The organism is Pseudorhodoferax aquiterrae, from assembly GCF_014652235.1.
In the GTDB taxonomy this organism is placed as follows: domain Bacteria; phylum Pseudomonadota; class Gammaproteobacteria; order Burkholderiales; family Burkholderiaceae_C; genus Pseudorhodoferax; species Pseudorhodoferax aquiterrae.
In genome coordinates this window covers 387,182-408,366 of sequence record NZ_BMYK01000003.1, presented here as the reverse complement: position 1 = coordinate 408,366, position 21,185 = coordinate 387,182, and the positions used below count along the sequence as shown (strand labels likewise).

The following is a 21,185-nucleotide window of genomic DNA, read 5'->3' as shown; positions in this document are numbered from 1 at the left end:
CGCTCAGCGCCCGAACAGGCTCAGCAGGTCTTCCTCTTCCTGCCGTGCGCGCATCGCGGCGCGCTGTTCCTTGAGCCAGCGCTTGAGCGTCGGCAGATCGTCCAGCAGCGGCAGTTGCTGGCGCAGATGGTGCGTGTCCAGCGTGAGCTGCGCGATCTGGTGGCGCAGCGTGTCCATGAGCCGGGCTGGCTTCAGGGGCTGCAGCGGCGGCAGGTTGAACTCCAGCACGAACGCGCCCTCGGTCGCCGCGACCTCGTGGCGCAATTCGTCCAGTTGCTCTGCCAGCACATGGTTGTAGTGCTTCAGGCGCTCTGCGCTGAGGTTGGCGAGCTGGCCGGGATCGATCTGCTCGGCCTCCAGTTGCAGCTGCAGCAGGTCGAGCAGCCGGTTGTTGGCATAGGCCTCGTTGGCGCGCTGCATCAGCGCCGTCTTGCGGGCGCGCTCGGCCGGGTCGCCCTCGCGGTCGGGATGCAGCGCGCTGGCCAGCTTGCGGTAGACCTCGCGCAGCGACTGGGTGGCCTGCTGCGCGCGCTTGGATGGCTTCTTCGCCGGGCGATCCGGTGGTGCTTGCGCATCGGCTTGCATCTCCTGCGCGATGTGGCGCATCAACTCCTCGGGCGAGTTGAGGTCCACGTCGTCGGGAATGTCCATGCCGAACAGATCGCGCGCCATCTCGCGCGCCATGGCATCGCTGTCGGCGCCGTCTTCATCGAAGTCGCTGCCCGCATGCTCGTTGTAGCGCTGCTTCATCTCGGCGCGCAGGGCCTCGTCGGGCGCGCTGTCGGCCAGCGCGCCGGCCAGGTCGGTGATGAGCGCGGCGATGGTGTCGCGGTCGGCCTTGCCCAGTCCCTTGCGGTTGGCGGCGGCCGCGTGCAGCACGCGGACCATCTGCACGCTGAGCACGCGGTAGTCGTCGAGCAGCGGCAGGAGTTCGCGTGCGCGCCGCTCGCGGAACAAAGGCACCGCTTCTTCCCACTGTGCCAGCAGCGCGCGCTGCTCGGCGATGCGCTTGACCAGGCTGTTGAACTTCTTCTGCGCGGGCGACAGCCTGGTGGCCGCCGGCTGCGCGATGGCCAGCGTGCGCGAGGGGGTCATGCGGGCAGGAAGCCTTCGATCGACAGGTAGCGTTCGCCCGTGTCGTAGTTGAAGCCGAGCACGCGGCTGCCGGCCGGCAGCTCGGGCAGCTTCTGCGCGATGGCGGCCAGCGTCGCGCCCGACGAGATGCCGACCAGCAGGCCCTCCTCGCGCGCGCAGCGGCGCGCCATCTCGCGCGCTGGTTCGGCGTCGACCTGGATCACGCCGTCCAGCAGGGCGGTGTCCAGGTTCTTGGGAATGAAGCCCGCACCGATGCCCTGGATCGGGTGCGGTGAGGGCGCGCCGCCCGAGATCACTGGCGAGGCCTGGGGCTCGACCGCGAAGACCTTCAGTTGCGGCCACTTTTCCTTGAGCACGCGCGCGCAACCGGACAGGTGGCCGCCCGTGCCCACGCCCGTGATCAGCACGTCCAGGCCGTCGGGGAAGTCGGCCAGGATCTCCTGCGCCGTGGTGCGCACGTGCACCTCCACATTCGCTGGGTTCTCGAACTGCTGCGGCATCCAGGCGCCAGGCGTGCTGGCCACGATCTCCTGGGCGCGCGCGATCGAGCCCTTCATGCCCTTCTCGCGCGGCGTGAGCTCGAAGCTGGCGCCGTAGGCCAGCATCAGGCGGCGGCGTTCCACCGACATGGAATCGGGCATCACGAGGATGAGCTTGTAGCCCTTGACGGCCGCCACCATGGCCAGGCCCACGCCGGTGTTGCCCGAGGTCGGCTCGACGATGGTGCCGCCGGGCTTGAGTTGCCCGGATTTCTCGGCGTCCTCGACCATGGCGAGGGCGATGCGGTCCTTGATCGATCCGCCCGGGTTGCTGCGCTCGGACTTGACCCAGACCTGGGCCTGGTCGCCGAACAGGCGGTTGATGCGGATGTGCGGCGTATTGCCGATGGTGTGCAGGACGTTGGCGGCTTTCATGGCGTCTCCCGGTGGGTGGGCAAAGAGGGCATTCTGGCGCACTGCGATAATGCTCGCCGTGAAGCCCGCCAGGCCGCCGCTGGTGCAAGCGCCGAAAGGCCGCACTGGAGGAACGTCCGGACTGCACAGGGCAGCGTAGGAGCTAACGGCTCTCCACCGCGAGGTGAGGATCAGAGCAACAGAGACGAGTCCCGGGGGAGTGCCGCAAGGCAAACCACCGGGGGTGAAACGGGCAATCTCTACGCGCAGCAATACCAAATAGGCCGGTGATGATGTGGCTCCGCGGAGCCGGCGGGTAGGTAGCACCGAGCCGTCTGGCGACAGACGGCCCAGAGGAATGGCGGTCACACCGGGGGCGACCCCGGTGCACAGAATCCGGCGTATCGGCGGGCTTCACACTTTTCATGCACGGCGCCGCGGCCGCGGCGCTTCAGAACTTCTCGTCGCTGCGCAGGTAGCGCCACTCGCCCGGCGCGAGGCCGGCCAGCGCCACCCGGCCCAGGCGCAGCCGGCGCACCCCCAGCACCTGCAGGCCGGCGCGCGCGCACAGGTTGGTGACCTGGCCCGGCTGCGGCCCCTTGACGGCGAAGCGCAGAACGGTGCGGCCCTCGCGCTGCGAGCCGATGCTCACGCGCGCCGGGCGCATGGCCTGCAGCGCCTCGGCCGTGGCCTCGCCATCCACCTCGACCTGCAGTTCGTGCTCCAGCAGGGCCGCATCCTCGGTCAGCTTGCGCTCGATGCCGTGCACCTGCGTGAACACCACGAGCCCGCTGTCGCGTGGGCCCAGCGGCGCCACGCAGTGCTGGTCCACAAGGTGCCTGGGCAGCGGCCGCAGGCCCGAGCGGTCGGCCGCGCTGCGCTGCGCGCCGGCCAGCGGCGCGGTCAGGTCCAGTTCCACGCTGGCGGGCTTGTGCAGCAGCAAGGTGACGGGAGGCACCGGCAGCGGCCGGGCGTTCTTCTCGATCTCCACGCGCTGCTCGGGCCGCACGCGCATCTGCGGCAGCACGGCGACGGTGCCGTCGACGCGCACCACGCCGTTGTCGATCAGAAGTTCGGCGTCGCGGCGGGACCAGCCGCCTTGCGCGGCGACGCGCTTGGACAGGCGCTCGGCGCCGTCGTCCTCGGGGACGGGGAGGTTCATGGATGCAGTGGATTCAGTGGGCACGGATGCGCGGTCGGCAGATGTCATGTCATTTTCGGTCTGCCGCCAGCACTGCCGTCCACGACGGGCCTGCCTTACACGGCTTGTGCTGTGCGACGGCGCTCCGTGATCAATTCCTGCGACAAAGACGGTGAAGGATTGGCGGCACTCTGTTGGAACCGCAGTTGGGCGCGGCGCAATTGCGCACGACGCGTGATGCCCACCAACTCGCCGCCTCTGGCGGTCCAAACAATCTGGTCGCCATCACGCCAGTCGAGTTCGGCAAGGAAGGCTACGGGGATGGCGACACTGCCATCGAACAGCTTGGAAGCATTGGCCATGGCATTTTCGGGTGGGCTGCAGGCTGGCGATTGTCGTTCCCCGGAGAACGCTGGATCGGCTCACATCTCGTCGATGGCCGTCGTCGTGGCCGGCGCGCTGGCGCTGCCCTCCAGCGAGAACCGCTCGCGCGTGTTCACGTAGAAGCTGGCGCCGAAGCGCGCGACGGGAAAGTAATCCTGCAGCCTGACGCGCCAGGTGGCGGTGTCGATCAACCCCTCGCGTGCATGCAGCCAGCGCACCTGGCCGATGAAGATCTGCCGGCTGGCCGTCTCCAGCAGCTCGTGCAGCGTGCATTCGAAGGCCACGGGCGCCTCCACGATGCGCGGCGGCTTGACGCGTTGGCAGGGCGCGGCCGTCAGCCCCACGGCCGCCAGCTCGCTCACGTCGGCCGCGAAGGTCTCGCCGCAGCGGTGCATCTGCCGGGCCATGGCCTCGTCGGCGATGTGCACCACGAACTCCCTGTTCGCGACGATGTTCTGGGCCGTGTGCTTGAGCTCGCCGTCCTGCAGCCGGTTGATGCTGACCATCACGATGGGTGGCTCCTCGCCCAGCATGTTGAACATGCTGAAGGGCGCGGCGTTGACCACACCTTGTGCATTCACCGTGGTGATCAGCGCGATCGGCCGCGGCACGATCAGGCTGGCCATGAGCTTGTAGCGCTGGTATTCGGTGATGGCGGAGAAATCGATGTCCATGGCTACCCCAATCCGAGCATCTGCCCGAGTGACTTTTCAGACTGCGGCCGGTCCAGGTGCAGCCGCTGCTCCAGGTCCAGCAGGTGTTCGTCCATGAGCTTGATCGCCTTGGCGACTTCGCCCTTCTCGATGTGGTCGACGATGCGCGCATGCTCGTCGTGCTCGCAGGCCGCGTTGCCGGGCGGCTCGTAGAGCGCCACGATCAGCGAGCAGCGCGAGATCAGCTCGTGCAGGTAGCGCTGCAGCACTTCGTTGCCGGCGATCTCGGCCAGCCGCTGGTGGAAGGCGCTGGCCAGCCGGGCCCAGGCCGGCTGGTTCTGCTGGTGCAGCGTGGCGTGCTCCTCGCGCAGCTGGCGCCGCAGCGCGGCCAGGTCGGCCTTGGTGGCGCGGGCTGCGGCCAGCGGCACGATGGCAGCTTCCAGCAGCCGGCGCGCCTCGAAGATCTGGCGCGTCTCCTGCACCGTGGGTTCGGCCACCACCGCACCGCGGTTGGGCCGCAGGTCCACGATGCGGTCGTGCGCGAGCCGCTGCAGCACCTTGCGCACCACGGCGCGGTGCACGCCGAACAGATCGGACAGGCCTTGCTCGGGCAGCTTGGTGCCCGGCGCCAGGCGCTGGCTCATGACGCTCTCGAACACCTGGTGGTAGATGCGGCTCTCGGCCTCGTTGAGGCCGGTCACGGGGGCCGGCGCTGCGGGCGCGACGGAGGGGGTGACAGCGGCGCTGCGGCTACGCGTGGCCATGGGGATGGTGCTCCTGCATGTGGGCGGCGATGGCGCCGGGCGTGGTCCACCAGATGGCGCCCGCGTCGCGCGCGCGTGCGATGTGCTCCAGCGCGCGGCGCAGGTGCCGCAGCCGGTAGGGCTGGCCCACGATGTAGGGGTGCAGCGCGATGCCCATCACGAGCGGCTGCGCACGCGACTGTTCCAGCATCTCGTCGAAGTTGTCGATCACCATCTGCGCGAAGTCCTTGGCGTCCATCTGGCGCGCCATGATCATCGGGATGTCGTTGAGCTCCTGCGGGTAGGGCACGGACCACAGCGGCCCGTCCTGCGTGGCCATGCGCACGGGCTGGTCGTCGTGGCACCAGTTCAGCGTGTAGGCGTAGCCCGTGGCGGCCAGCAGGTGCGGCGTGGCCGGGCTTTCGGAGATCCAGGGCGACAGCCAGCCCTGCGGCGCCACGCCGCTCTCGCGCGCGATGCGGGCGCGGCAGTCGGCCAGCAGCCGGCGCTCGGCGGCCGCGTCCATGGCGCCCTGGCGTTCGGCATTGGTGTGGCCATGGGCGATGAGTTCGTCGCCGCGCGCGGCGCAGGCCGCCACCAGTTCGGGGCAGTGGTCGTACAGCGCGGTGTTGAGGATGGCGCCTGTCGCCAGGCCCAGCCGGTCGAACAGCTCCAGGCAACGCCAGGCGCCCACACGGTTGCCGTACTCCCGCCAGGCGTAGTTCAGCACGTCGGGATGCGGCGTGGCCGGCCCCAGGCAGGCGCCCAGGCCGTCGCCGAACGCGAAATGCTCGAGGTTGAAGCCGATGTAGCAGGCCAGGCGCCGGCCGCCGGGCCAGTGGTAGTCGCTGCGCTGCGTGATGGGGCGGTAGTCGAACAGCCCGTGGTGGGGCAGGGCACGTTCGGCCAGCGGGCCTGCACTGTCGAGGTGCGAAAAAGAGAGCTTTTGGTGCGAAGACATGGTGCGAGGCGCGGTGGGCTGCGCCGGACAGGGCCGAGCAATTATGGTGCCTATCTACGCCTTTGATTGTCGACAATCCGTTTTTGACTTTGACGTCAATGTGTTTGACGGCTTGCTGACAGAAATGGCATGGAGCTTGCGAAGAGCGTGCGTCCTCATTCATCCGACGGAGAAACCCATGCCCCTGCTTCGCCGCTCCCTGCTCTCGCTGGCTGTGACCTCACTGACGGCCCTGGCCACCCTTTCCGGCCCCCAGGCCTTCGCCCAGGAGACCATCAAGATCGGTCTCGTGACCGCGCTGTCGGGCCAGTCGGCGCGCGCCGGCGAAGCGATCACGCGCGGCATGGCGGTGGCCATCGACGAGATCAACGCCAAGGGCGGCCTCTTGGGCGGCCGCAAGCTCGAGCTCGTGCGCCGCGACGACGAGGGCAACCCGGCCAAGGGCGTGGTGGCCGCGCGCGAACTGATCTACAAGGAGAAGGTGGCCGTGCTGTTCGGCGGGCTGGACACGCCCGTCTCCATGGCCATCGTGCCGATCGCCAACCAGGAGAAGGTGCCCTTCATGGGGCCCTGGGCGGCAGGCACGCCCATCACCAAGAACGGCGCCAACCCCAATTTCGCGTTCCGCGTCTCGGCCGTGGACGAGATCGTCAACAAGGCCATGCTGCAGTACGCGCAAAAGACCTTCAAGGCCGCCAAGCCGGCCATGATCCTGGTCGACAACCCCTGGGGCGAATCCAACGAGAAGGGCCTGGTGGCTGCGCTGGCCGCCAAGAACATGCAGGCCGCGGGCATCGAGAAGTTCGACGGCAACGCGGTCGACGTGGTGCCGCAGCTCACCAAGCTCAAGGCGGCCGGCGCCGACACGCTGTTCCTGGTCGGCAACGTGGGGCCCTCGGCTCAGGTCGTCAAGTCGCTGGACCGCATGGGCTGGAAGGTGCCCGTGGTCTCGCACTGGGGCCCTGCGGGCGGGCGCTTCACCGAGCTGGCCGGCCCCAACGCCAAGAGCGTGCACTTCGTGCAGACCTACAGCTTCTTCGGCAAGCAGACACCCGTGGGCGAGAAGGTGCTGGCGGCACTGAAGGCCAAGTACCCGGACATCAAGGGCCCGGACGACGTGACGCCCGCCGTCGGCGTGGCCAACGCCTACGACGCCGTGCAGCTCAGCGCGCTGGCCATCGCCCAGGCCGGCAGCACCCAGGGCGACGCCGTGCGCCAGGGCTTCTACAAGATCGGGCGCTACGAGGGCCTGATCAAGACCTATGACAAGCCCTTCACGGACCAGGTGCACGACGCGGTGACCGAGAACGACTACGTCTGGGCGCAGTTCATCGACAACAAGATCCTGCCCGTCGCTCCATGAGGGGCGCAGTGACGGGGCGTTGCCGGGAGGGCGCGCCATGCTGCTGATCTCCGCCCTGGTCAGCGGCCTGGGCCTGGGCGCCATGTACGGGCTGATCGCACTGGGCTTTCACATCACCTACGCGGTGTCGGGCACGGTCAACTTCGCGCAGGGCAGCTCGATGATGCTGGGCGCGGTGCTGACCTGGGTGTTCTCGCAGTCCATGGGCTGGCCCATGCCGCTGGCGCTGGCGGCGGCGCTTGCCGTGTGTGCGCTGTACGGCATGGTGGTCGAGCTGGTGGCCGTGCGGCCGTTCGCGCGGCGCGGCTCCAACGCGTGGCTGATGTCCACCGTGGCGCTGGGCATCGTGCTGGACAACCTGGTCATGCATGGCTTCGGCAAGGAGCCGCGCAGCCTGCCCTCGCCCTGGGCGCAGACGCCGATGAGCCTGGGCGACACCGCGCTCGGTGTCTACCCCTTGCAGCTCGTGATCCCGGTGGTCGGCCTGGCGCTGGCCGGCGTGCTGCACTTCGTGGCGCGGCGCACGCGCTGGGGCGTGGCCGTGCTGGCCGTGCAGCAGAACCGCGATGCGGCGCGGCTCATGGGCATCCCGGTCAAGCATGTGGTGCTGCTGGCGTTCGCGCTGTCCACGCTGCTGGCGGGCGTGGCCGGCGCGCTGGTGGCGCCGCTGTTCAATGTGCATGCCGACATGGGCACGCTGTTCGGGCTCAAGGCCTTCGCAGTCGCCATCCTGGGCGGCATCGGCAGTGCCTGGGGGGTGATGCTGGCCGGTCTCGTGTTCGGCGCCGGCGAGGCGCTGGTCACGGCCACGCTGGGATCGGGTTACACCCAGATCATGATGTTTTCGCTGGTGATCGTGGCGCTGGCGCTGCGGCCCGATGGCCTGTTCGGCCGCGCCGAGGTGAAGAAGGTATGAAGTGCGTCGTCTCGCCCACCGGCTGGGCCGCGTGGGTGCTGCTGCTGGCCGGCGCGCTGGCGCTCGCCGCCACGCTCAATGGCTACTACGTCTACGTGCTGGCCAACGTGGCGCTGCTGGCCATCGTGGGCATCGGCATGAACGTGCTGCTGGGCCTGGCGGGCCAGGTGTCGTTCGGCCATGTGGGCTTCTATGCGTTGGGCGCCTATGCGGTGGCGGTGCTGACGACCAAGGCCGGGCTGTCGTTCTGGCTGGCCTGGCCGATCGGCGTGCTGCTGGCCGGCGCGGTGGGCCTGCTGCTGGCGGTGCCGGCGCTGCGCGTGAAGGGCCCCTACCTGGCCATGGTCACCATCGCCTTCGGCTTCATCGTCGAGCACGGCGCGGTGGAGTGGCGCGGGCTCACGGGCGGGCAGAACGGCATCATGGGCATCGCCGCGCCGGGGCTGTTCGGCCTGGCGGGCGAGCGCGCCGTGGCCGCGCTGGCGGTGCTGGCCTGCGCGGTGCTCGTGCTGCTCTATGCCTGGCTGGACCGCAGTGCCTGGGGCGCGGCGCTGCGCGCGGTGCGCGACAGCGAGGTGGCCAGCGAATCGATCGGCATCGCGCCGGTCCGCGTGAAGGCCGTGGCCTTCGCGCTGTCGGCCGCGCTGGCGGGTCTGGCGGGCGGACTGTTCGCGCCGCTGTCGGGCTTCGTCACGCCGCAGACCTTCGGCATGCTGCAGTCCATCCTGTTCGTGCTGGTCGTCATGGTGGGCGGCGCAGGGGCGGTGGCCGGGCCGTTGATCGGCGCGCTGATCGTGGGCCTGCTCCCCGAACTTCTGGCCGGCATGGAGGACTGGCGGCTGCTGTTCTTCGGCGCGCTGCTGCTGGTGGTGCTGTGGGCGGCGCCGCTGGGCGTGGCGGGCTTGTTCGGGCGCTGGCGGCGCAAGCCGACCGGGCCAACCACGCCGGTGGCGGTGCCGCCGCTGCCGCGCGGCCCTGCGCGCGGCGTGCTGCGCGTGCAGGGTCTGGGCCGGCAGTTCGGCGGCCTGCGCGCCGTGCACGACCTCAGTTTCGAGACCGTGGGCGGCGGCGTCACCAGCCTGATCGGCCCCAACGGTGCCGGCAAGACCACGGTGCTGAACATGCTGAGCGGCTTCTACAAGCCCAGCGCGGGCGGTTTCAGCCTCGAAGGCCGCAGTTTGCAGGGCCGCGCGGGCCACCTGCTGGCGCGGGCCGGCATCGCGCGCAGCTACCAGACCTCGCAGCTGTTCGGCAGCCTCGGCGTGGAGGACAACGTGGCGCTGGCCATGTGCCGTGGCCGCCTGGGCTCGCCGCTGGCGGCGCGGCGCTTCCACGCACCGGCCGTGCGGTCACGCGCCCGCGCGCTGCTGGCGCAATGCGGCTACGCCGGGCCGGCCGATGTGCCTGCGGCCGACCTTGCACACGTGGACAAGCGCCTGGTGGAGATCGCGCGTGCGCTGGCCACCGACCCGCAGGTGCTGCTGCTCGACGAGCCGGCCGCCGGCCTCTCGCGCGAGGACAAGGCGCGGCTGGCCACGCTGCTGCGCGCCATTGCCGACAGCGGCATCGGCGTGGTGATCGTGGAGCACGACATGGCGCTCGTGATGGACCTGTCGGACCGCGTCGTCGTGCTCGACGCCGGCCAGCGCCTGGCCGACGGCCCGCCGGCCGCGGTGCGGGCCGATCCGGCGGTGCGCCGCGCCTACCTCGGCGAAGCGGGTCTGCACAGCGCCGCCGTACCCCGCCCGGCGCCTGCGGCGAGCGCGGAGGTGCTGGGCATCGGTGCGCTGCAGGCCGGCTACGGCGCCGAACCCGTGCTGCACGGCGTGGCGCTGTCCGTGCGGGCAGGCCAGATGGCGGCGCTGCTGGGCGCCAACGGCGCCGGCAAGTCCACGCTGATGCGCTCGCTGGCCGGGCTGCACCGGCCGGTGGCAGGCGGCATCCACCTGAACGGCCGGGAGCTGGCGGGCCTGGGCGCCGAGCAGATCGCGGCCCTGGGCCTGGTGCTGGTGCCCGAAGGCCGCCAGGTCTTCCCCGAGCTCAGCGTGCTGGACAACCTGCGCCTGGGCGCCTTCCTGAAACCCGAGGGGTGCGAGGCCCGTGTGGAGGACATGCTGCAGCGCTTCCCGCGCCTGCGCGAACGCCTGCACCAGCGCGCCGGCCTGCTGTCGGGCGGCGAGCAGCAGATGCTGGCCATCGCGCGCGGCCTCATGGCCCAGCCGCAGGTGCTGCTGCTGGACGAGCCCTCGCTGGGCCTGGCACCCAAGGTCATCGAGGACCTGTTCGCGGCGCTGGCGCGCCTGCGCGACGAGCGCATGACGCTGCTGCTGGTGGACCAGATGGCCGGCCTGGCGCTGTCGCTGGCCGACCACGCCTATGTGCTGGAGTCCGGCCGCATCGTGGCCCAGGGCAGCGCCGCGGAACTGCAGGCCGACGGGGCGCTGATGCGGGCTTACCTGGGGGAGTGATTCAAGCGCTGCCGCGAAGCTGCGCGCGCGTCCACTGCAACAGCGCGCGCAGCGCCGCGAGCACCTTGGGCCGGTCCAGGCCCGCGATGCCGGGCACGCCGTAGCGGGACTCGACAGCATAGGGATTGAGCTCGTCGAGCCAGTCCGCGCCGGGTGGGGCCGGCAGCTGTCCGTCGTGCAGCAGGTCCAGCAGCAGCGCCAGGTCGTGCGTGCGGCGGAACTCCACGCCATGCCGGCTCAGGACGGCCTTGATGGCTTTCTCGACCGCCTGCTGCGCATGAAAGCCCACGATGGCATCGCCGATGCCCGGCGCCTGCGCCAGTGCCTCGCAGGCGGCCAAATCCTGCTCCGCCGCTGCGAGCAGAAGCTGCGCCACGTCGCCCGATGGCGCCGGCTCAGCCATGGACCAGGCGGCCTTCCTTCAGCGCCCAGTACAGGGCCGTGCCTGGCTGGCTGCCCCAGCGCGCCACTTCGTCCCTGGAATAGACCAGGATGTCCGCCGCGACGCGCAGCGGACGCAACGACCGGCGCAGGCGCACCATTTCCTGGGCACGGTCATCGACTTCGGGCTCGATCACCAGGAAATCCAGGTCCGAGTCCACGTGCGCCGTGCCGTTGGCTTGCGAGCCGAACAGCAGGATCTGCGTGTCCGGTGGCGCAGCCTCGGACAGCGCCCGGATGGCGGCCTGCGTGGTCGTCGCGTCGGTGGTCATGCGGTGGGATTCTGCCAAGGGTGCCGTTGGGCGCCCGAGTCTCACACCATTCCAGCCGACCGGATGTGCTCCACATGCGCCAGCATGGAGCGCTCGGCCACGGGCCACATCTTGGGGGGCACATCGTCGTAGGCGATGGCCACCCAGTCGCGCATGCTGCCGGCCGGGACCGCGCGCATGGCCTTCAAGACCTTGGCCTCGCGCGCGAGCCGGTGCGCCTTGAGCCTGGCGATGGCGCCCGGCGCGTCGCCCAGCACGTAGCCGTGGGCCGGCAGGATGAAGGCGATGCCGTCCTTCGCGCAGGCGGCGCTGAGCTTGTCCAGCGACGCGAGGTAGTGGCCCATGTCGCCGTCCGGCGGGTCGACCACGGTGGTGCTGCCGTTCAGCACGTGGTCGCCGCTGAAGAGCAGGGCGTCTTCCTCCAGCACCAGGCAGACATGGTTGGCCGCGTGGCCGGGCGTGAACACGGCCTTGAGCGTGTGCGTGACGCCATCGCCCCGCAGCACCAGGCGTTCGCCGTCCACCATCTCGCGGTCGGGCGTGAACTGGCTGGCCGGCCGCGCGGTCGGGCGCGAGGCCAGGCCCAGCACGGGCGGCCGTGGGCGGCCCGCGCGTTCCACCCGATCGGCCAGCGGCTGGGCGCCGGGCGAGTGGTCGGCGTGCGAATGCGTGCAGACGATGCTGCGGATGTCGCCGCCGGCCGCCGCGAACAGCCGGTCCAGGTGGGCCTCGTCCAGCGGGCCCGGGTCGATCGCGATGTAGCCGCTGGCCGCATCGCCGACCAGGTAGCTGTTGGTGCCCGGGCCGGTCATCACACCCGGGTTGCCGCAGGTCAGGCGCTGCACGTTGCGCAGCAGGGCCGTGGGCTGGTCGTGGCGCCAGTCCAGCGCGTGCAGCAGCTGGCCGTCAGGGCAGACCATGGCCAGCTCGCCGAAGGCGGTCTCGTGCTCCATGTAGCGGGCCTCGGCGCCGTTGAGCCAGCCGGCACGCGGGCAGGAGGTCCACAGCGGCTGCTCGCTGGCGCAGGCCGCGAGCACGGCATCGACCGAGGCATAGGCCTGCAGCCGTTCCAGCGTGCGGATGGTCGGAAAGATGATCTCGAACTGCCCGGCCGCATGGCGCGCCAGCGCGTCGGCCGGGCGCACCCAGCTGGGCTCGAACTGCTCGGCCTCGTCGGCCACCGGTTCCTGCCCTGCGGGCATGCGCGCGACGAGGAAGGGCACGTCGAAGCGCTTGGGCAGGTCGCGGTCGGTGGTCCAGTGGGCCAGCACGAAGACCTGGTCGGCCGCCAGCACGAGGCCCTGGGCTGCGCACTGCGGCAGCAGCGGGGCGTGGCGGTCCAGCCCGGCGGCGTCGGCGGCATCGGCCCAGCGCCCGTCGGCGCGGCGGGCCAGCAGCACGCCCAGTTCCTCGAAGCTCTCGCGCACGGCCGCGATCGCCTGCGTGAGCCGCGCATCGTCCTGCCCGGGCCGGCGATTGGCCTGGGCGTGGGCCGCGTGGTCGGCCGCGTCGATGGTGCCGCCCGGGAACACGAAGGCGCCGGGTGCGAAGCTGGCCGTCAGCGAACGCCGTGTCATGAGCACCTCGATGCCCGCCGGCGTATCGCGCAGCAGCAGCACGGTGGCGGCGGGGCGCGGCACGACCGGGTCGCGCTGCGGGTGGAGCAGTTGGCTGGAGCGTGGCATGGCGGCGATTCTGCCGGCTGCGCACCAACGGTGTGCAGGCGTCTGTCCCGCAGGCTACAAGGCCACCGCCCGCCCGCGATAATCCCGCCATGCGAATCCGATTCACCAAGATGCACGGGGCCGGCAACGACTTCGTGGTGCTGGACGAGACGCGCGGCCGGCTCGGCCTGCATGCAGACCAGTACCGCTTTCTCGCCGACCGGCATTTCGGCGTGGGCGCCGACCAGATCCTGACGGTGCGGCCCTCCACCGGCCCGGGCGTGGACTTCGAGTACGTGATCCACAACGCCGACGGCGGCGAGGTCGAGCAGTGCGGCAACGGCGCGCGCTGCTTCTTCCAGTACGTGCGCGAACATGGCCTGACGGACAAGGCGGCTCTGCGCGTGCACACGGCCGCCGGCGTGATCGCGCCGGCCATGGAGCCCGATGGCCGCGTGACCGTGGACATGGGTGCGCCGGTGTTCGAGCCCGCGCGCGTGCCCTTCGACGCCGCCGGCCTGTCGCCGCAAGGCGAAAGCCTGGTCGGCCCCTGGAAGCTCGCGCTCGGCACCGAAGCCGACAGCCCCACCGTGGAGCTGGCCGTGCTGTCCATGGGCAACCCGCACGCCGTGCAGCGCGTGGACGACGTGGACAGCGCGCCCGTGGCCGCGCAGGGCCCGCTGATCGAACACCACCCGCGTTTCCCGAACCGCGTGAACGCCGGTTTTCTGCAGGTGCTGGACCGTCGCCATGTGAAGCTGCGCGTCTACGAGCGCGGCGCTGGCGAGACGCTGGCCTGCGGCACGGGCGCCTGCGCGGCCGTGGTCGGTGGCATCCAGCAGGGCTGGCTCGACAGCCCCGTGGACGTGCAGACGCGCGGCGGCCTGCTGACCATCGCCTGGGACGGCCCCGGCCAGCCCGTGCGCATGACCGGCCCGGCCCAGACCGTCTTCGAAGGCGAAATCGACATCCCAGCATGAGAACACCCCCAGTCTCCGCGCTGCGCGCTTCGCCAACCCCCTCGAGGGGGCACATCCAGCGGTCTGGCAGAGCCAGTCCCGCGGATGTCGCTGGCACGGCCTGCTCCGCGGCCTTCGGTACCGCTGCCTGCGTGTCGCAGCTGCGCGGTGCTGCACTCTGATCGCACCCCTCTGCGGAAAAGCACAAGCATGCATGCCAACAACCCCATCACCGAAGACGACATCGCCAATTTCCTGATCCACACGCCCGCCTTCTTCGAGCGCCATGCCGAGGTGCTGACGGCCGTGCAGATGACCAGCCCGCACGGCAACCGCGCGGTGAGCCTGCAGGAACGCCAGGCCGAGATGCTGCGCGAGAAGATCAAGGGCCTGGAGCACCGCATCATGGACATGATGCGCCACGGCAACGAGAACGTGCTGATCGCCGACAAGCTGCAGCGCTGGGCCCGCAGCCTGCTGCGCACGCGCGCACCGGCCGAGCTGCCGCAGCGCATCGTGGCCGAGGTGCAGAGCCAGTTCGGCGTGCCGCAGGCCGCGCTCAAGGTCTGGGGTGTGTCGGGCGACTATGCGGGCCACGGCTTCGCCCAGGGCGTCAGCGACGACGCCAAGAGCTTCGCGTCCTCGCTGACGGCGCCGTTCTGCGGCGTGAACCCCGGCTTCGACGCCGTGCAGTGGCTGCCCGAGCCGGCCCAGGCCATGTCGGTGGTGCTGATGCCGCTGCGCGTGGGCGAACTCAACAGCACCGAGCCGGCCTTCGGCATGCTGGTGCTGGCCTCGCCCGATCCGCAGCGCTTCGAATCCGGCATGGGCACGGACTTCCTCGAACGCATCGCAGAACTGGCCAGCGCCGCGCTGTCGCGCCTGCAGTAAGGCCGCGACGCCCGCCATGGACGATGCCGCGCTGGTCGAGCGCTACCTCGAACACCAGCGCGTCGAGCGCCGCCTGGCCGCGCGCACGCTGGCGCTGTACCAGGCCGATTTGGCCAAGCTGCGCACGCATGCCGAGTCCTCCCAGATCGGCCTGCTGGCCGTGCACAACGCCCACATCCGCCGCTGGGTCGCGCAGATGCACAGCGGCGGCCGCAGCGGGCGCGGCATCGCGCTGATCCTGTCGGGCTGGCGCGGCTTCTACGCCTGGCTGGGCCGCGAGGGCCTGGTCGCCGCCAACCCGGTGCAGGACGTGCGCGCGCCCAAGTCCGGCAAGCCGTTGCCCAAGGCCCTGGGCGTGGACGAGGCCGTGCAACTGGCCGAGTTCAGCAGCGAGGCCGACGATCCCTGGCTGGAGGCGCGCGATGCCGCCATGGTCGAGCTGCTCTACGGCGCCGGCCTGCGCGTGGCCGAACTGACGGGGCTGGACGTGCGGGCCAGCGGCGCCGCGCGCGGCTGGATCGACCTGGACGCCGGCGAAGCCCATGTGCTGGGCAAGGGCAGCAAACGCCGCAGCGTGCCGATCGGCGCGGCCGCGGCGGCCGCATTGAAGGCCTGGCTGGCGCTGCGCGGCGAGGGTGCCGCGCTGAACCCGGCGCTCTTCATCGGTCGCCACGGCACGCGGCTGACCGCTCAGTCGGTCTGGCAGCGGCTGCGCCGGCGCAGCCTGCAGGCCGGCCTGGCCACGCCCGTGCATCCGCACATGCTGCGGCACTCGTTCGCCAGCCATGTGCTGCAGTCCAGCGGCGACCTGCGCGCCGTGCAGGAACTGCTGGGCCACGCCAACATCGCCACCACCCAGGTCTACACCCGGCTCGACTTCCAGCACCTGGCCCGCGCCTACGACGCCGCGCACCCGCGCGCGCGGCGCGCGCCGGGCAAATCCTGAACCGTCCCTTTCCATGAAAACCATCCGCCTGCGCGAGGGCAAGGAGAAATCCCTGCTGCGCCGCCACCCCTGGGTCTTCGAGTCCGCGATCGCGCGGGGTGGCGCCGATGCCGGCGAGACCGTGCGCGTGGAGGCGGCCGACGGCCGCTTCCTTGCCTGGGCCGCGTTCAGCCCGGCCTCGCGCATCCGGGCGCGCGCCTGGAGCTTCGACGAAGGCCAGCGCATCGACGCGGCCTTCCTGCGCGAGCGCCTGGCCCAGGCCATCGCGGCGCGTGGCCGTTTCGACATCCGCAGCGATGGGGTCCGCCTGGTCCATGGCGAGGCCGACGGCCTGCCCGGTCTGGTGGTGGACCGCTACGGCGACACGCTGGTGGCCCAGTTCGGCGCGGCCGGCGCCGAGCGCTGGAAGAAGCCGCTGGCCGACGCCCTGTGCGCGCTGACCGGCCTCACGCGCCTGTACGAGCGCTCGGACGCCAGCGTGCGCGGCCTGGAGGGCCTGCCCGAGGCCACGGGCTGGCTGCGCGGCGAGGGCGCGACCGAACTGACCATCGCCGAGCACGACTGGAAGCTGACGCTGGACATCGCCACCGGCCACAAGACCGGCTTCTACCTGGACCAGCGCGACAGCCGCAAGCTGTTCGCCGACACCGTGGCGCGCCTCGGCAGCCAGCGCGTGCTCAACTGCTACTGCTACACGGGCGGCTTCACGGTCGCCGCGCTGGCCGGCATGCGCGCGGCGGGTGTGGCCGGGCATGTGACCTCGATCGATTCCTCGGGGCCGGCGCTGGCGCGCGTGCAGGCCCACGTGGCGCTGAACGGCTTCGCGGCCGACCGGTCCGAATGCCTGGACGCCGACGTCAATGCCTCGCTGCGGCGCTTCGGTGCGGAAGGCCGGCGCTTCGACGCCATCGTGCTGGACCCGCCCAAGTTCGCGCCCACCGCCGCCCATGCCGAGCGCGCCGCGCGCGCCTACAAGGACATCAACCGGCTCGCGCTGGCCCTGCTGGAGCCGGGCGGCGTGCTGTTCACTTATTCCTGCTCGGGCGGCATCCCGGCCGACCTGTTCCACAAGATCGTGGCCGGCGCCGGCATCGACGCCGGTGTGGACGGCTACATCCCCCAGCGCATGGGCGGCGCGCCCGACCATCCCATGACCATCAACTTCCCGGAAGGGGAATACCTCAAGGGCCTGGTGGTCATGCGGCGCTGAACAGGGTCATCGCAAGCTCTTTAAACTTGCGCCCTTTCGTCGTTAGCGAGACCCCCATGGCCCTCATTCCCGCCACCATCCTCACCGGCTTCCTCGGCTCGGGCAAGACCACGCTGCTCAAGCGTGTGCTGACCGAAGCCCATGGCCAGAAGATCGCCGTCGTCGAGAACGAGTTCGGCGAGGAGAACATCGACAACGACATCCTGGTCTCCGAGCCCGGCGAGCAGATCATCCAGCTCAACAACGGCTGCGTGTGCTGCTCCATCCGCGAGGACCTGCGCTCCACGCTGTCCATGCTGGCCGAGAAGAAGCGCAAGGGCGAACTCGACTTCGAGCGCGTGGTCATCGAGACCACCGGCCTGGCCGATCCCGGCCCCGTGGCCCAGACCTTCTTCATGGACGACGAGATCGCCGAGAGCTACCTGCTCGACTCCATCCTGACGCTGGTGGACGCCAAGCACGCCGCCGAGCAGCTCAACGAGCGCCAGGAGGCGCGCCGCCAGGTCGGTTTCGCCGACCAGATCTTCATCAGCAAGACCGACCTCGTGGCCCAGGACGAGGTCGATGCGCTGATCCACCGCCTCAAGCACATGAACCCGCGCGCGCCGCACAAGGCCGTGCATTTCGGCGAGGTGGCGCTGTCCGAGGTGTTCGACCTGCGCGGCTTCAACCTCAACGCCAAGCTGGACATCGACCCCGACTTCCTCAAGGAAGACGACCACGATCACCACCACCACGACCATGAACACGGCGAGCACTGCGACCACCCCTCGCATGCGCACGAGCACGGCCATGGGCACCACCACCACACGGACGACGACGTCAAGAGCTTCGTGTTCCGCGCCGACCGTGCCTTCGACCCGGCCAAGCTGGAGGACTTCCTGGGCGCCGTGGTGAACATCTACGGCGCGCGCATGCTGCGCTACAAGGGCGTGCTGCACATGCAGGGCACCGAGCGCAAGGTCATCTTCCAGGGTGTGCACCAGCTCATGGGCAGCGACCTGGGCCCGGCCTGGGCCGAGGGCGAGGCACGCACCAGCAAGATGGTGTTCATCGGCATCGACCTGCCCAAGGACATCTTCCTGCAGGGCCTGGAGCAGTGCCTGGTCTGAGGCGCAGGGCACAAAGTTTCGCGCCGGCGCGGAAAAGCCCCCTATTGCGGGTATAAACCGTGCCGACGTTGCGGGCGGTGGTCGGACCCGCCTGGTGCCGGAACCGCTGGCGCCGGGGTTCGCCAACCCGCGAGGAGGCGCCGCGTGAAAGAACCATCCGCCAAGACCAAGGCTGCGGCCAAGCCGCAGGAGGCGCCTGCACCGGCGGCCGCCGCGAAGAAGGCGGCCAAAGCGCCCGCACCCGCTGCGCAGACCGCCGCGGCCCCCATGCCCGCCCGCGCCGGCAGGGCTTCGCGGCTCTCGCAAATCACCGTACCATCCATGGCCCCAGCAGTGGCCTCCACCGCTGCCAAAGCCAGTTTTCTGCAAGAGATGTCTTCCCCCATGATCGCTCCGCCGCCCTCCGCCGTGTCCAAGAAGGACCCCAAGCTGGCCAACAACTGGAAGACCAAGTCGGCCGAGGAGCTGACCGACGCCGAAGTCCTGTCCATGCCCGACTCGGAGTACATGAACGAGAAGCAGCAGGCCTTCTTCCGCCTCAAGCTGGTCGCGCTCAAGCAGGACATGCTCAACAACGCCGGTGAGACCACCGAGCATTTGCGCGAGGACACCGTGGTCGTGCCCGACCCGGCCGACCGCGCCACCATCGAGGAAGAGCACGCGCTGGAACTGCGCACGCGCGACCGCGAGCGCAAGCTGCTCAAGAAGATCGAGCAGTCCATCGCCCGCATCGACGCCGGCGACTACGGCTACTGCGACGAGACCGGCGAGCCCATCGGCGTCGGCCGCCTGCTGGCCCGGCCCACGGCCACGCTGTCGCTGGAAGCGCAGCAGCGCCGCGAGCTCAAGCAGAAGATGTTCGGCGACTGAGGTCCCGCCCGGCTTTTTTCCGCCACGCCCATGGCCCAAGACACGCCTCCGCCCGGCGGACTGCTGTCCAAGGTCGTCAAGTTCGTTCGCAACCCGACGGTCAACTGGTCCGAGCTGGACCAGCTGGACGAACGCGACAGCCAGTACAACAAGCATGTGCTCAAGGAGATGATCGAGCGCAAGCGCGCGAACGACTTCGTGCGCAAGCGTGAGTTCGACCAGCTGCGCAAGCTGCGCCAGCGTGGCGCCGTCGGCGCCTCCGTCACGCCCCTGGCGCTCGACGATTCGGGCTTCTTCGACAGCAGCCAGCCCGCTGGCGCCGGCCAGCGCGAAGGCACGCTCAAGAAGATCGACGAGATCGAGGCGCAGATGGCGCATCCGCAGTGGCAGCCGCCACGCGATGCGGCCCCTGCGCCGCAGTTCTCGCCCACCGTCAACGCCGAGCCGCAGCCGGCCGAAGCCCGCGTCACCGATTTCGCCGCCACGGACGTCCAGCCGCGCGAGGCGCTGCTGGCCGAGGCACCGCCCGAAGACATGTTGCCGGATGTGGACTGGTCGCTGGGTGCCTCCGTCCAGGGGGGCGAGTTCGTGTCCGACCCTGGGCTGGAGGAGGCGGCGATCCGCTTCGCCAACGGCGACGACGCCGGTTGCGAGGCGGCCTTGCTGGCTTTGGCCCAGGCGCAGACGCCGGTGCCCTTGGCACTGCGCGCCTGGGCGGCCTTGTTCGACTTGTACCGCGCCACCGCGCAGCAAGGCCGCTTCGAGGCCATGGCCGTCGATTTCCAGGTGCGCCACCAGCGCCAGGCCCCGGCCTGGAGTGCGATTGGCGGGCCGGGCCGCGCGGGTTCGGGCATCGACGCCCCGCTCGCCTGGGCGGCGCCGGCGTTGCTGGATGCGGCCCAGGTCACGGCGCTGGCGGTGCAGGTCGCCGGCTTCCGCGGCGACACCGTGCAACTGGACTGGGGTGCCCTCGACGCGGTGCAGCCGCCCGCGCTCGGCCCGTTGGCCGACCTGCTGTCGCAGTTGGCGGACCGGCCGCTGCGCGTGTCGGTCCGCGGCAACCTGCGCCTGGAGCAGCTGCTGCGCCACCACACCGTGTCGGGGCAGCGCGCCCAGCCCGTGGCCTGGTGGCGCCTGCGCCTGGCCTGGCTGCGGCTGACACAGCGGCCCGAGGAGTTCGACCTCGTCGCGCTCGACCATTGCATCACCTACGAAGTGGCACCGCCGGCCTGGGAGGATGCCCGGTGCAGCCTGGTCGCGCCGCAGGACAGCGGGCCGGGCACCGCACCGGCCGGCCAGGCCGTGGCGCCCGCCGCGCGGCTCGCTGGCGAGGTGACCGGCGATGCGCAGGGTGCGCTGGCGTCCGTGGCCGTGCCGCCCGCCGCCGGTCTGCCGCTGGTCGTCGATTGCGCGGATCTCGTGCGCATCGACTTCGCCGCCGCCGGCTCGGTGCTGAACTGGGCCGCAGCCCAGCAGGCCGCCGGCCAGCGTTTGGAGTTCCGCGGGCTGCACCGGCTCGTGGCCATCTTCTTCCATGTGATCGGCCTGGCCGACCACGCCACCCTCGTGCCGCGCAGCCACTGACGGCGGCCGTGCCGGCCGGCGCTGCGCGCCGGCCGCTTGTTTTTCACCGATCCAACCCCAGGTCCACACGATGGAGCAATTTCACGGTACCACCATCGTCAGCGTGCGCCGGTCCACACCCCAGGGCGTCCAGGTCGCCATCGGCGGGGACGGCCAGGTCACGCTGGGCAACATCGTCGTCAAGGGCTCGGCCCGCAAGGTGCGCAAGCTGCACCAGGGCAAGGTGCTGGCCGGCTTCGCCGGCGCGACGGCCGATGCCTTCACGCTGTTCGAGCGCTTCGAGGCCAAGCTCGAGAAGCACCAGGGCCAGTTGACGCGCGCCGCCATCGAACTCACCAAGGACTGGCGCACCGACCGCGTGCTGCGCCGCCTTGAAGCGATGCTGGCCGTGGCCGACCACACGGCCTCGCTGATCATCACCGGCAACGGCGACGTGCTCGAGCCCGAGCACGGCATCGTGGCCATCGGCTCGGGCGGCGCCTACGCCCAGTCCGCCGCCATCGCGCTGCTGCACAACACCGAGCTCTCGGCCGAGGACATCGTGCGCAAGTCGCTCGCGATCGCAGGCGAGGTCTGCATCTACACCAACATGCACCACACGGTCGAGGTTCTGTAAGCC

The 21,185-nt window shown here is 70.6% G+C and carries 21 protein-coding genes and 1 other RNA gene; 12 read left to right on the top strand and 10 right to left on the bottom strand.

Features of this window, described 5'->3' with window-relative positions; all coding sequences use genetic code 11:
* Window positions 1-3 precede the first annotated feature (3 nt).
* Both IE209_RS07235 and cysK read right to left on the bottom strand, forming a co-directional pair.
* Window positions 4-1,095, bottom strand: a complete 1,092-nt coding sequence (locus tag IE209_RS07235; protein ID WP_189686279.1) for a J domain-containing protein — start codon at window positions 1,093-1,095, stop codon at window positions 4-6.
* On the bottom strand, window positions 1,092-2,009 hold the full coding sequence (gene cysK, locus IE209_RS07230; protein ID WP_189686278.1) for a cysteine synthase A: 918 nt from the start codon (window positions 2,007-2,009) through the stop codon (window positions 1,092-1,094). The genes IE209_RS07235 and cysK overlap by 4 nt, the downstream gene beginning before the upstream one ends.
* Window positions 2,010-2,069: 60 nt before the next feature.
* On the opposite strand from cysK, the gene rnpB reads away from it, so the two are divergent.
* Window positions 2,070-2,408, top strand: an RNA gene (rnpB, locus tag IE209_RS07225) — RNase P RNA component class A.
* A gap of 31 nt (window positions 2,409-2,439) precedes the next feature.
* Here rnpB and IE209_RS07220 read toward each other — a convergent pair.
* The 5 genes from IE209_RS07220 to IE209_RS07200 form a co-directional block, all read right to left on the bottom strand.
* The gene (locus IE209_RS07220; protein ID WP_189686277.1) at window positions 2,440-3,150 is read right to left on the bottom strand and encodes an RNA pseudouridine synthase; all 711 of its coding nucleotides are present in this window, start codon (window positions 3,148-3,150) and stop codon (window positions 2,440-2,442) included.
* A gap of 95 nt (window positions 3,151-3,245) precedes the next feature.
* Window positions 3,246-3,491: an AbrB/MazE/SpoVT family DNA-binding domain-containing protein gene (locus IE209_RS07215; protein WP_189686276.1), complete on the bottom strand. Its 246-nt coding sequence runs from the start codon at window positions 3,489-3,491 to the stop codon at window positions 3,246-3,248.
* Window positions 3,492-3,551: 60 nt separating this feature from the next.
* Window positions 3,552-4,187, bottom strand: a complete 636-nt coding sequence (locus tag IE209_RS07210) for a flavin reductase family protein (protein ID WP_189686275.1) — start codon at window positions 4,185-4,187, stop codon at window positions 3,552-3,554.
* 2 nt (window positions 4,188-4,189) lie between these two features.
* Window positions 4,190-4,930, bottom strand: coding sequence for a GntR family transcriptional regulator (locus tag IE209_RS07205; RefSeq protein ID WP_189686274.1), 741 nt, complete (start codon window positions 4,928-4,930; stop codon window positions 4,190-4,192).
* A complete protein-coding gene (locus tag IE209_RS07200; protein ID WP_229882720.1) occupies window positions 4,917-5,870 on the bottom strand; it encodes a polysaccharide deacetylase family protein in 954 nt (317 codons plus the stop codon). The genes IE209_RS07205 and IE209_RS07200 overlap by 14 nt, the downstream gene beginning before the upstream one ends.
* Window positions 5,871-6,048: 178 nt before the next feature.
* On the opposite strand from IE209_RS07200, the gene IE209_RS07195 reads away from it, so the two are divergent.
* From IE209_RS07195 to IE209_RS07185, 3 genes are read left to right on the top strand one after another with little or no spacing between them, the layout of a single operon-like run.
* On the top strand, window positions 6,049-7,233 hold the full coding sequence (locus IE209_RS07195; protein WP_189686273.1) for an ABC transporter substrate-binding protein: 1,185 nt from the start codon (window positions 6,049-6,051) through the stop codon (window positions 7,231-7,233).
* 37 nt (window positions 7,234-7,270) lie between these two features.
* Entirely contained in the window at window positions 7,271-8,149 is an 879-nt protein-coding gene (locus IE209_RS07190; protein WP_189686272.1) for a branched-chain amino acid ABC transporter permease, read from the top strand.
* Window positions 8,146-10,617 (top strand): branched-chain amino acid ABC transporter ATP-binding protein/permease, encoded by a 2,472-nt coding sequence (locus IE209_RS07185; protein WP_189686271.1) that lies wholly within the window; start codon window positions 8,146-8,148, stop codon window positions 10,615-10,617. Before IE209_RS07190 ends, IE209_RS07185 begins: the two co-directional genes overlap by 4 nt.
* Window position 10,618: 1 nt before the next feature.
* On the opposite strand, the gene IE209_RS07180 is transcribed toward IE209_RS07185, so the two are convergent.
* From IE209_RS07180 to IE209_RS07170, 3 genes are read right to left on the bottom strand one after another with little or no spacing between them, the layout of a single operon-like run.
* Window positions 10,619-11,020, bottom strand: a complete 402-nt coding sequence (locus tag IE209_RS07180; RefSeq protein WP_189686270.1) for a HEPN domain-containing protein — start codon at window positions 11,018-11,020, stop codon at window positions 10,619-10,621.
* The gene (locus IE209_RS07175) at window positions 11,013-11,330 is read right to left on the bottom strand and encodes a nucleotidyltransferase domain-containing protein (protein ID WP_189686269.1); all 318 of its coding nucleotides are present in this window, start codon (window positions 11,328-11,330) and stop codon (window positions 11,013-11,015) included. Before IE209_RS07175 ends, IE209_RS07180 begins: the two co-directional genes overlap by 8 nt.
* A 41-nt stretch (window positions 11,331-11,371) precedes the next feature.
* On the bottom strand, window positions 11,372-13,015 hold the full coding sequence (locus tag IE209_RS07170) for an MBL fold metallo-hydrolase (RefSeq protein ID WP_189686268.1): 1,644 nt from the start codon (window positions 13,013-13,015) through the stop codon (window positions 11,372-11,374).
* A gap of 89 nt (window positions 13,016-13,104) precedes the next feature.
* Here IE209_RS07170 and dapF point away from each other — a divergent pair, with 89 nt between their 5' ends.
* The 8 genes from dapF (at window position 13,105) to hslV (ending at window position 21,182) form a co-directional block, all read left to right on the top strand.
* Complete coding sequence (gene dapF, locus IE209_RS07165; protein ID WP_189686267.1) at window positions 13,105-13,974, top strand: diaminopimelate epimerase; 870 nt, start codon at window positions 13,105-13,107, stop codon at window positions 13,972-13,974.
* 189 nt (window positions 13,975-14,163) lie between these two features.
* Complete coding sequence (locus tag IE209_RS07160) at window positions 14,164-14,844, top strand: DUF484 family protein (protein WP_189686266.1); 681 nt, start codon at window positions 14,164-14,166, stop codon at window positions 14,842-14,844.
* Between the two features lie 16 nt (window positions 14,845-14,860).
* Window positions 14,861-15,790, top strand: coding sequence for a tyrosine-type recombinase/integrase (locus IE209_RS07155; protein ID WP_189686265.1), 930 nt, complete (start codon window positions 14,861-14,863; stop codon window positions 15,788-15,790).
* Window positions 15,791-15,803: 13 nt separating this feature from the next.
* Window positions 15,804-17,000 (top strand): class I SAM-dependent rRNA methyltransferase, encoded by a 1,197-nt coding sequence (locus tag IE209_RS07150; RefSeq protein ID WP_189686264.1) that lies wholly within the window; start codon window positions 15,804-15,806, stop codon window positions 16,998-17,000.
* A gap of 56 nt (window positions 17,001-17,056) precedes the next feature.
* Complete coding sequence (locus IE209_RS07145; RefSeq protein WP_189686263.1) at window positions 17,057-18,112, top strand: CobW family GTP-binding protein; 1,056 nt, start codon at window positions 17,057-17,059, stop codon at window positions 18,110-18,112.
* A 267-nt stretch (window positions 18,113-18,379) separates the two neighbouring features.
* Complete coding sequence (dksA, locus tag IE209_RS07140) at window positions 18,380-18,982, top strand: RNA polymerase-binding protein DksA (RefSeq protein WP_145550905.1); 603 nt, start codon at window positions 18,380-18,382, stop codon at window positions 18,980-18,982.
* Between the two features lie 30 nt (window positions 18,983-19,012).
* Window positions 19,013-20,566: an STAS domain-containing protein gene (locus tag IE209_RS07135; protein ID WP_189686261.1), complete on the top strand. Its 1,554-nt coding sequence runs from the start codon at window positions 19,013-19,015 to the stop codon at window positions 20,564-20,566.
* Window positions 20,567-20,636: 70 nt separating this feature from the next.
* Entirely contained in the window at window positions 20,637-21,182 is a 546-nt protein-coding gene (gene hslV, locus IE209_RS07130; RefSeq protein WP_145550764.1) for an ATP-dependent protease subunit HslV, read from the top strand.
* Window positions 21,183-21,185 lie beyond the last annotated feature (3 nt).

Excerpts from the sequence above, each read along its gene's own strand:
- IE209_RS07150 (WP_189686264.1), top strand. The coding sequence starts at position 15,804 with ATGAAAACCATCCGCCTGCGCGAGGGCAAGGAGAAATCCCTGCTGCGC.
- dapF (WP_189686267.1), top strand. The coding sequence starts at position 13,105 with ATGCGAATCCGATTCACCAAGATGCACGGGGCCGGCAACGACTTCGTG.
- IE209_RS07200 (WP_229882720.1), bottom strand. The coding sequence starts at position 5,870 with ATGTCTTCGCACCAAAAGCTCTCTTTTTCGCACCTCGACAGTGCAGGC.
- IE209_RS07185 (WP_189686271.1), top strand. The coding sequence starts at position 8,146 with ATGAAGTGCGTCGTCTCGCCCACCGGCTGGGCCGCGTGGGTGCTGCTG.
- hslV (WP_145550764.1), top strand. The coding sequence starts at position 20,637 with ATGGAGCAATTTCACGGTACCACCATCGTCAGCGTGCGCCGGTCCACA.
- IE209_RS07205 (WP_189686274.1), bottom strand. The coding sequence starts at position 4,930 with ATGGCCACGCGTAGCCGCAGCGCCGCTGTCACCCCCTCCGTCGCGCCC.
- IE209_RS07155 (WP_189686265.1), top strand. The coding sequence starts at position 14,861 with ATGGACGATGCCGCGCTGGTCGAGCGCTACCTCGAACACCAGCGCGTC.
- IE209_RS07170 (WP_189686268.1), bottom strand. The coding sequence starts at position 13,015 with ATGCCACGCTCCAGCCAACTGCTCCACCCGCAGCGCGACCCGGTCGTG.
- IE209_RS07210 (WP_189686275.1), bottom strand. The coding sequence starts at position 4,187 with ATGGACATCGATTTCTCCGCCATCACCGAATACCAGCGCTACAAGCTC.
- IE209_RS07220 (WP_189686277.1), bottom strand. The coding sequence starts at position 3,150 with ATGAACCTCCCCGTCCCCGAGGACGACGGCGCCGAGCGCCTGTCCAAG.
- IE209_RS07145 (WP_189686263.1), top strand. The coding sequence starts at position 17,057 with ATGGCCCTCATTCCCGCCACCATCCTCACCGGCTTCCTCGGCTCGGGC.
- IE209_RS07215 (WP_189686276.1), bottom strand. The coding sequence starts at position 3,491 with ATGGCCAATGCTTCCAAGCTGTTCGATGGCAGTGTCGCCATCCCCGTA.
- IE209_RS07135 (WP_189686261.1), top strand. The coding sequence starts at position 19,013 with ATGGCCCAAGACACGCCTCCGCCCGGCGGACTGCTGTCCAAGGTCGTC.
- IE209_RS07190 (WP_189686272.1), top strand. The coding sequence starts at position 7,271 with ATGCTGCTGATCTCCGCCCTGGTCAGCGGCCTGGGCCTGGGCGCCATG.
- IE209_RS07160 (WP_189686266.1), top strand. The coding sequence starts at position 14,164 with ATGCATGCCAACAACCCCATCACCGAAGACGACATCGCCAATTTCCTG.
- IE209_RS07235 (WP_189686279.1), bottom strand. The coding sequence starts at position 1,095 with ATGACCCCCTCGCGCACGCTGGCCATCGCGCAGCCGGCGGCCACCAGG.
- IE209_RS07180 (WP_189686270.1), bottom strand. The coding sequence starts at position 11,020 with ATGGCTGAGCCGGCGCCATCGGGCGACGTGGCGCAGCTTCTGCTCGCA.
- IE209_RS07195 (WP_189686273.1), top strand. The coding sequence starts at position 6,049 with ATGCCCCTGCTTCGCCGCTCCCTGCTCTCGCTGGCTGTGACCTCACTG.
- dksA (WP_145550905.1), top strand. The coding sequence starts at position 18,380 with ATGCCCGCCCGCGCCGGCAGGGCTTCGCGGCTCTCGCAAATCACCGTA.
- cysK (WP_189686278.1), bottom strand. The coding sequence starts at position 2,009 with ATGAAAGCCGCCAACGTCCTGCACACCATCGGCAATACGCCGCACATC.
- IE209_RS07175 (WP_189686269.1), bottom strand. The coding sequence starts at position 11,330 with ATGACCACCGACGCGACGACCACGCAGGCCGCCATCCGGGCGCTGTCC.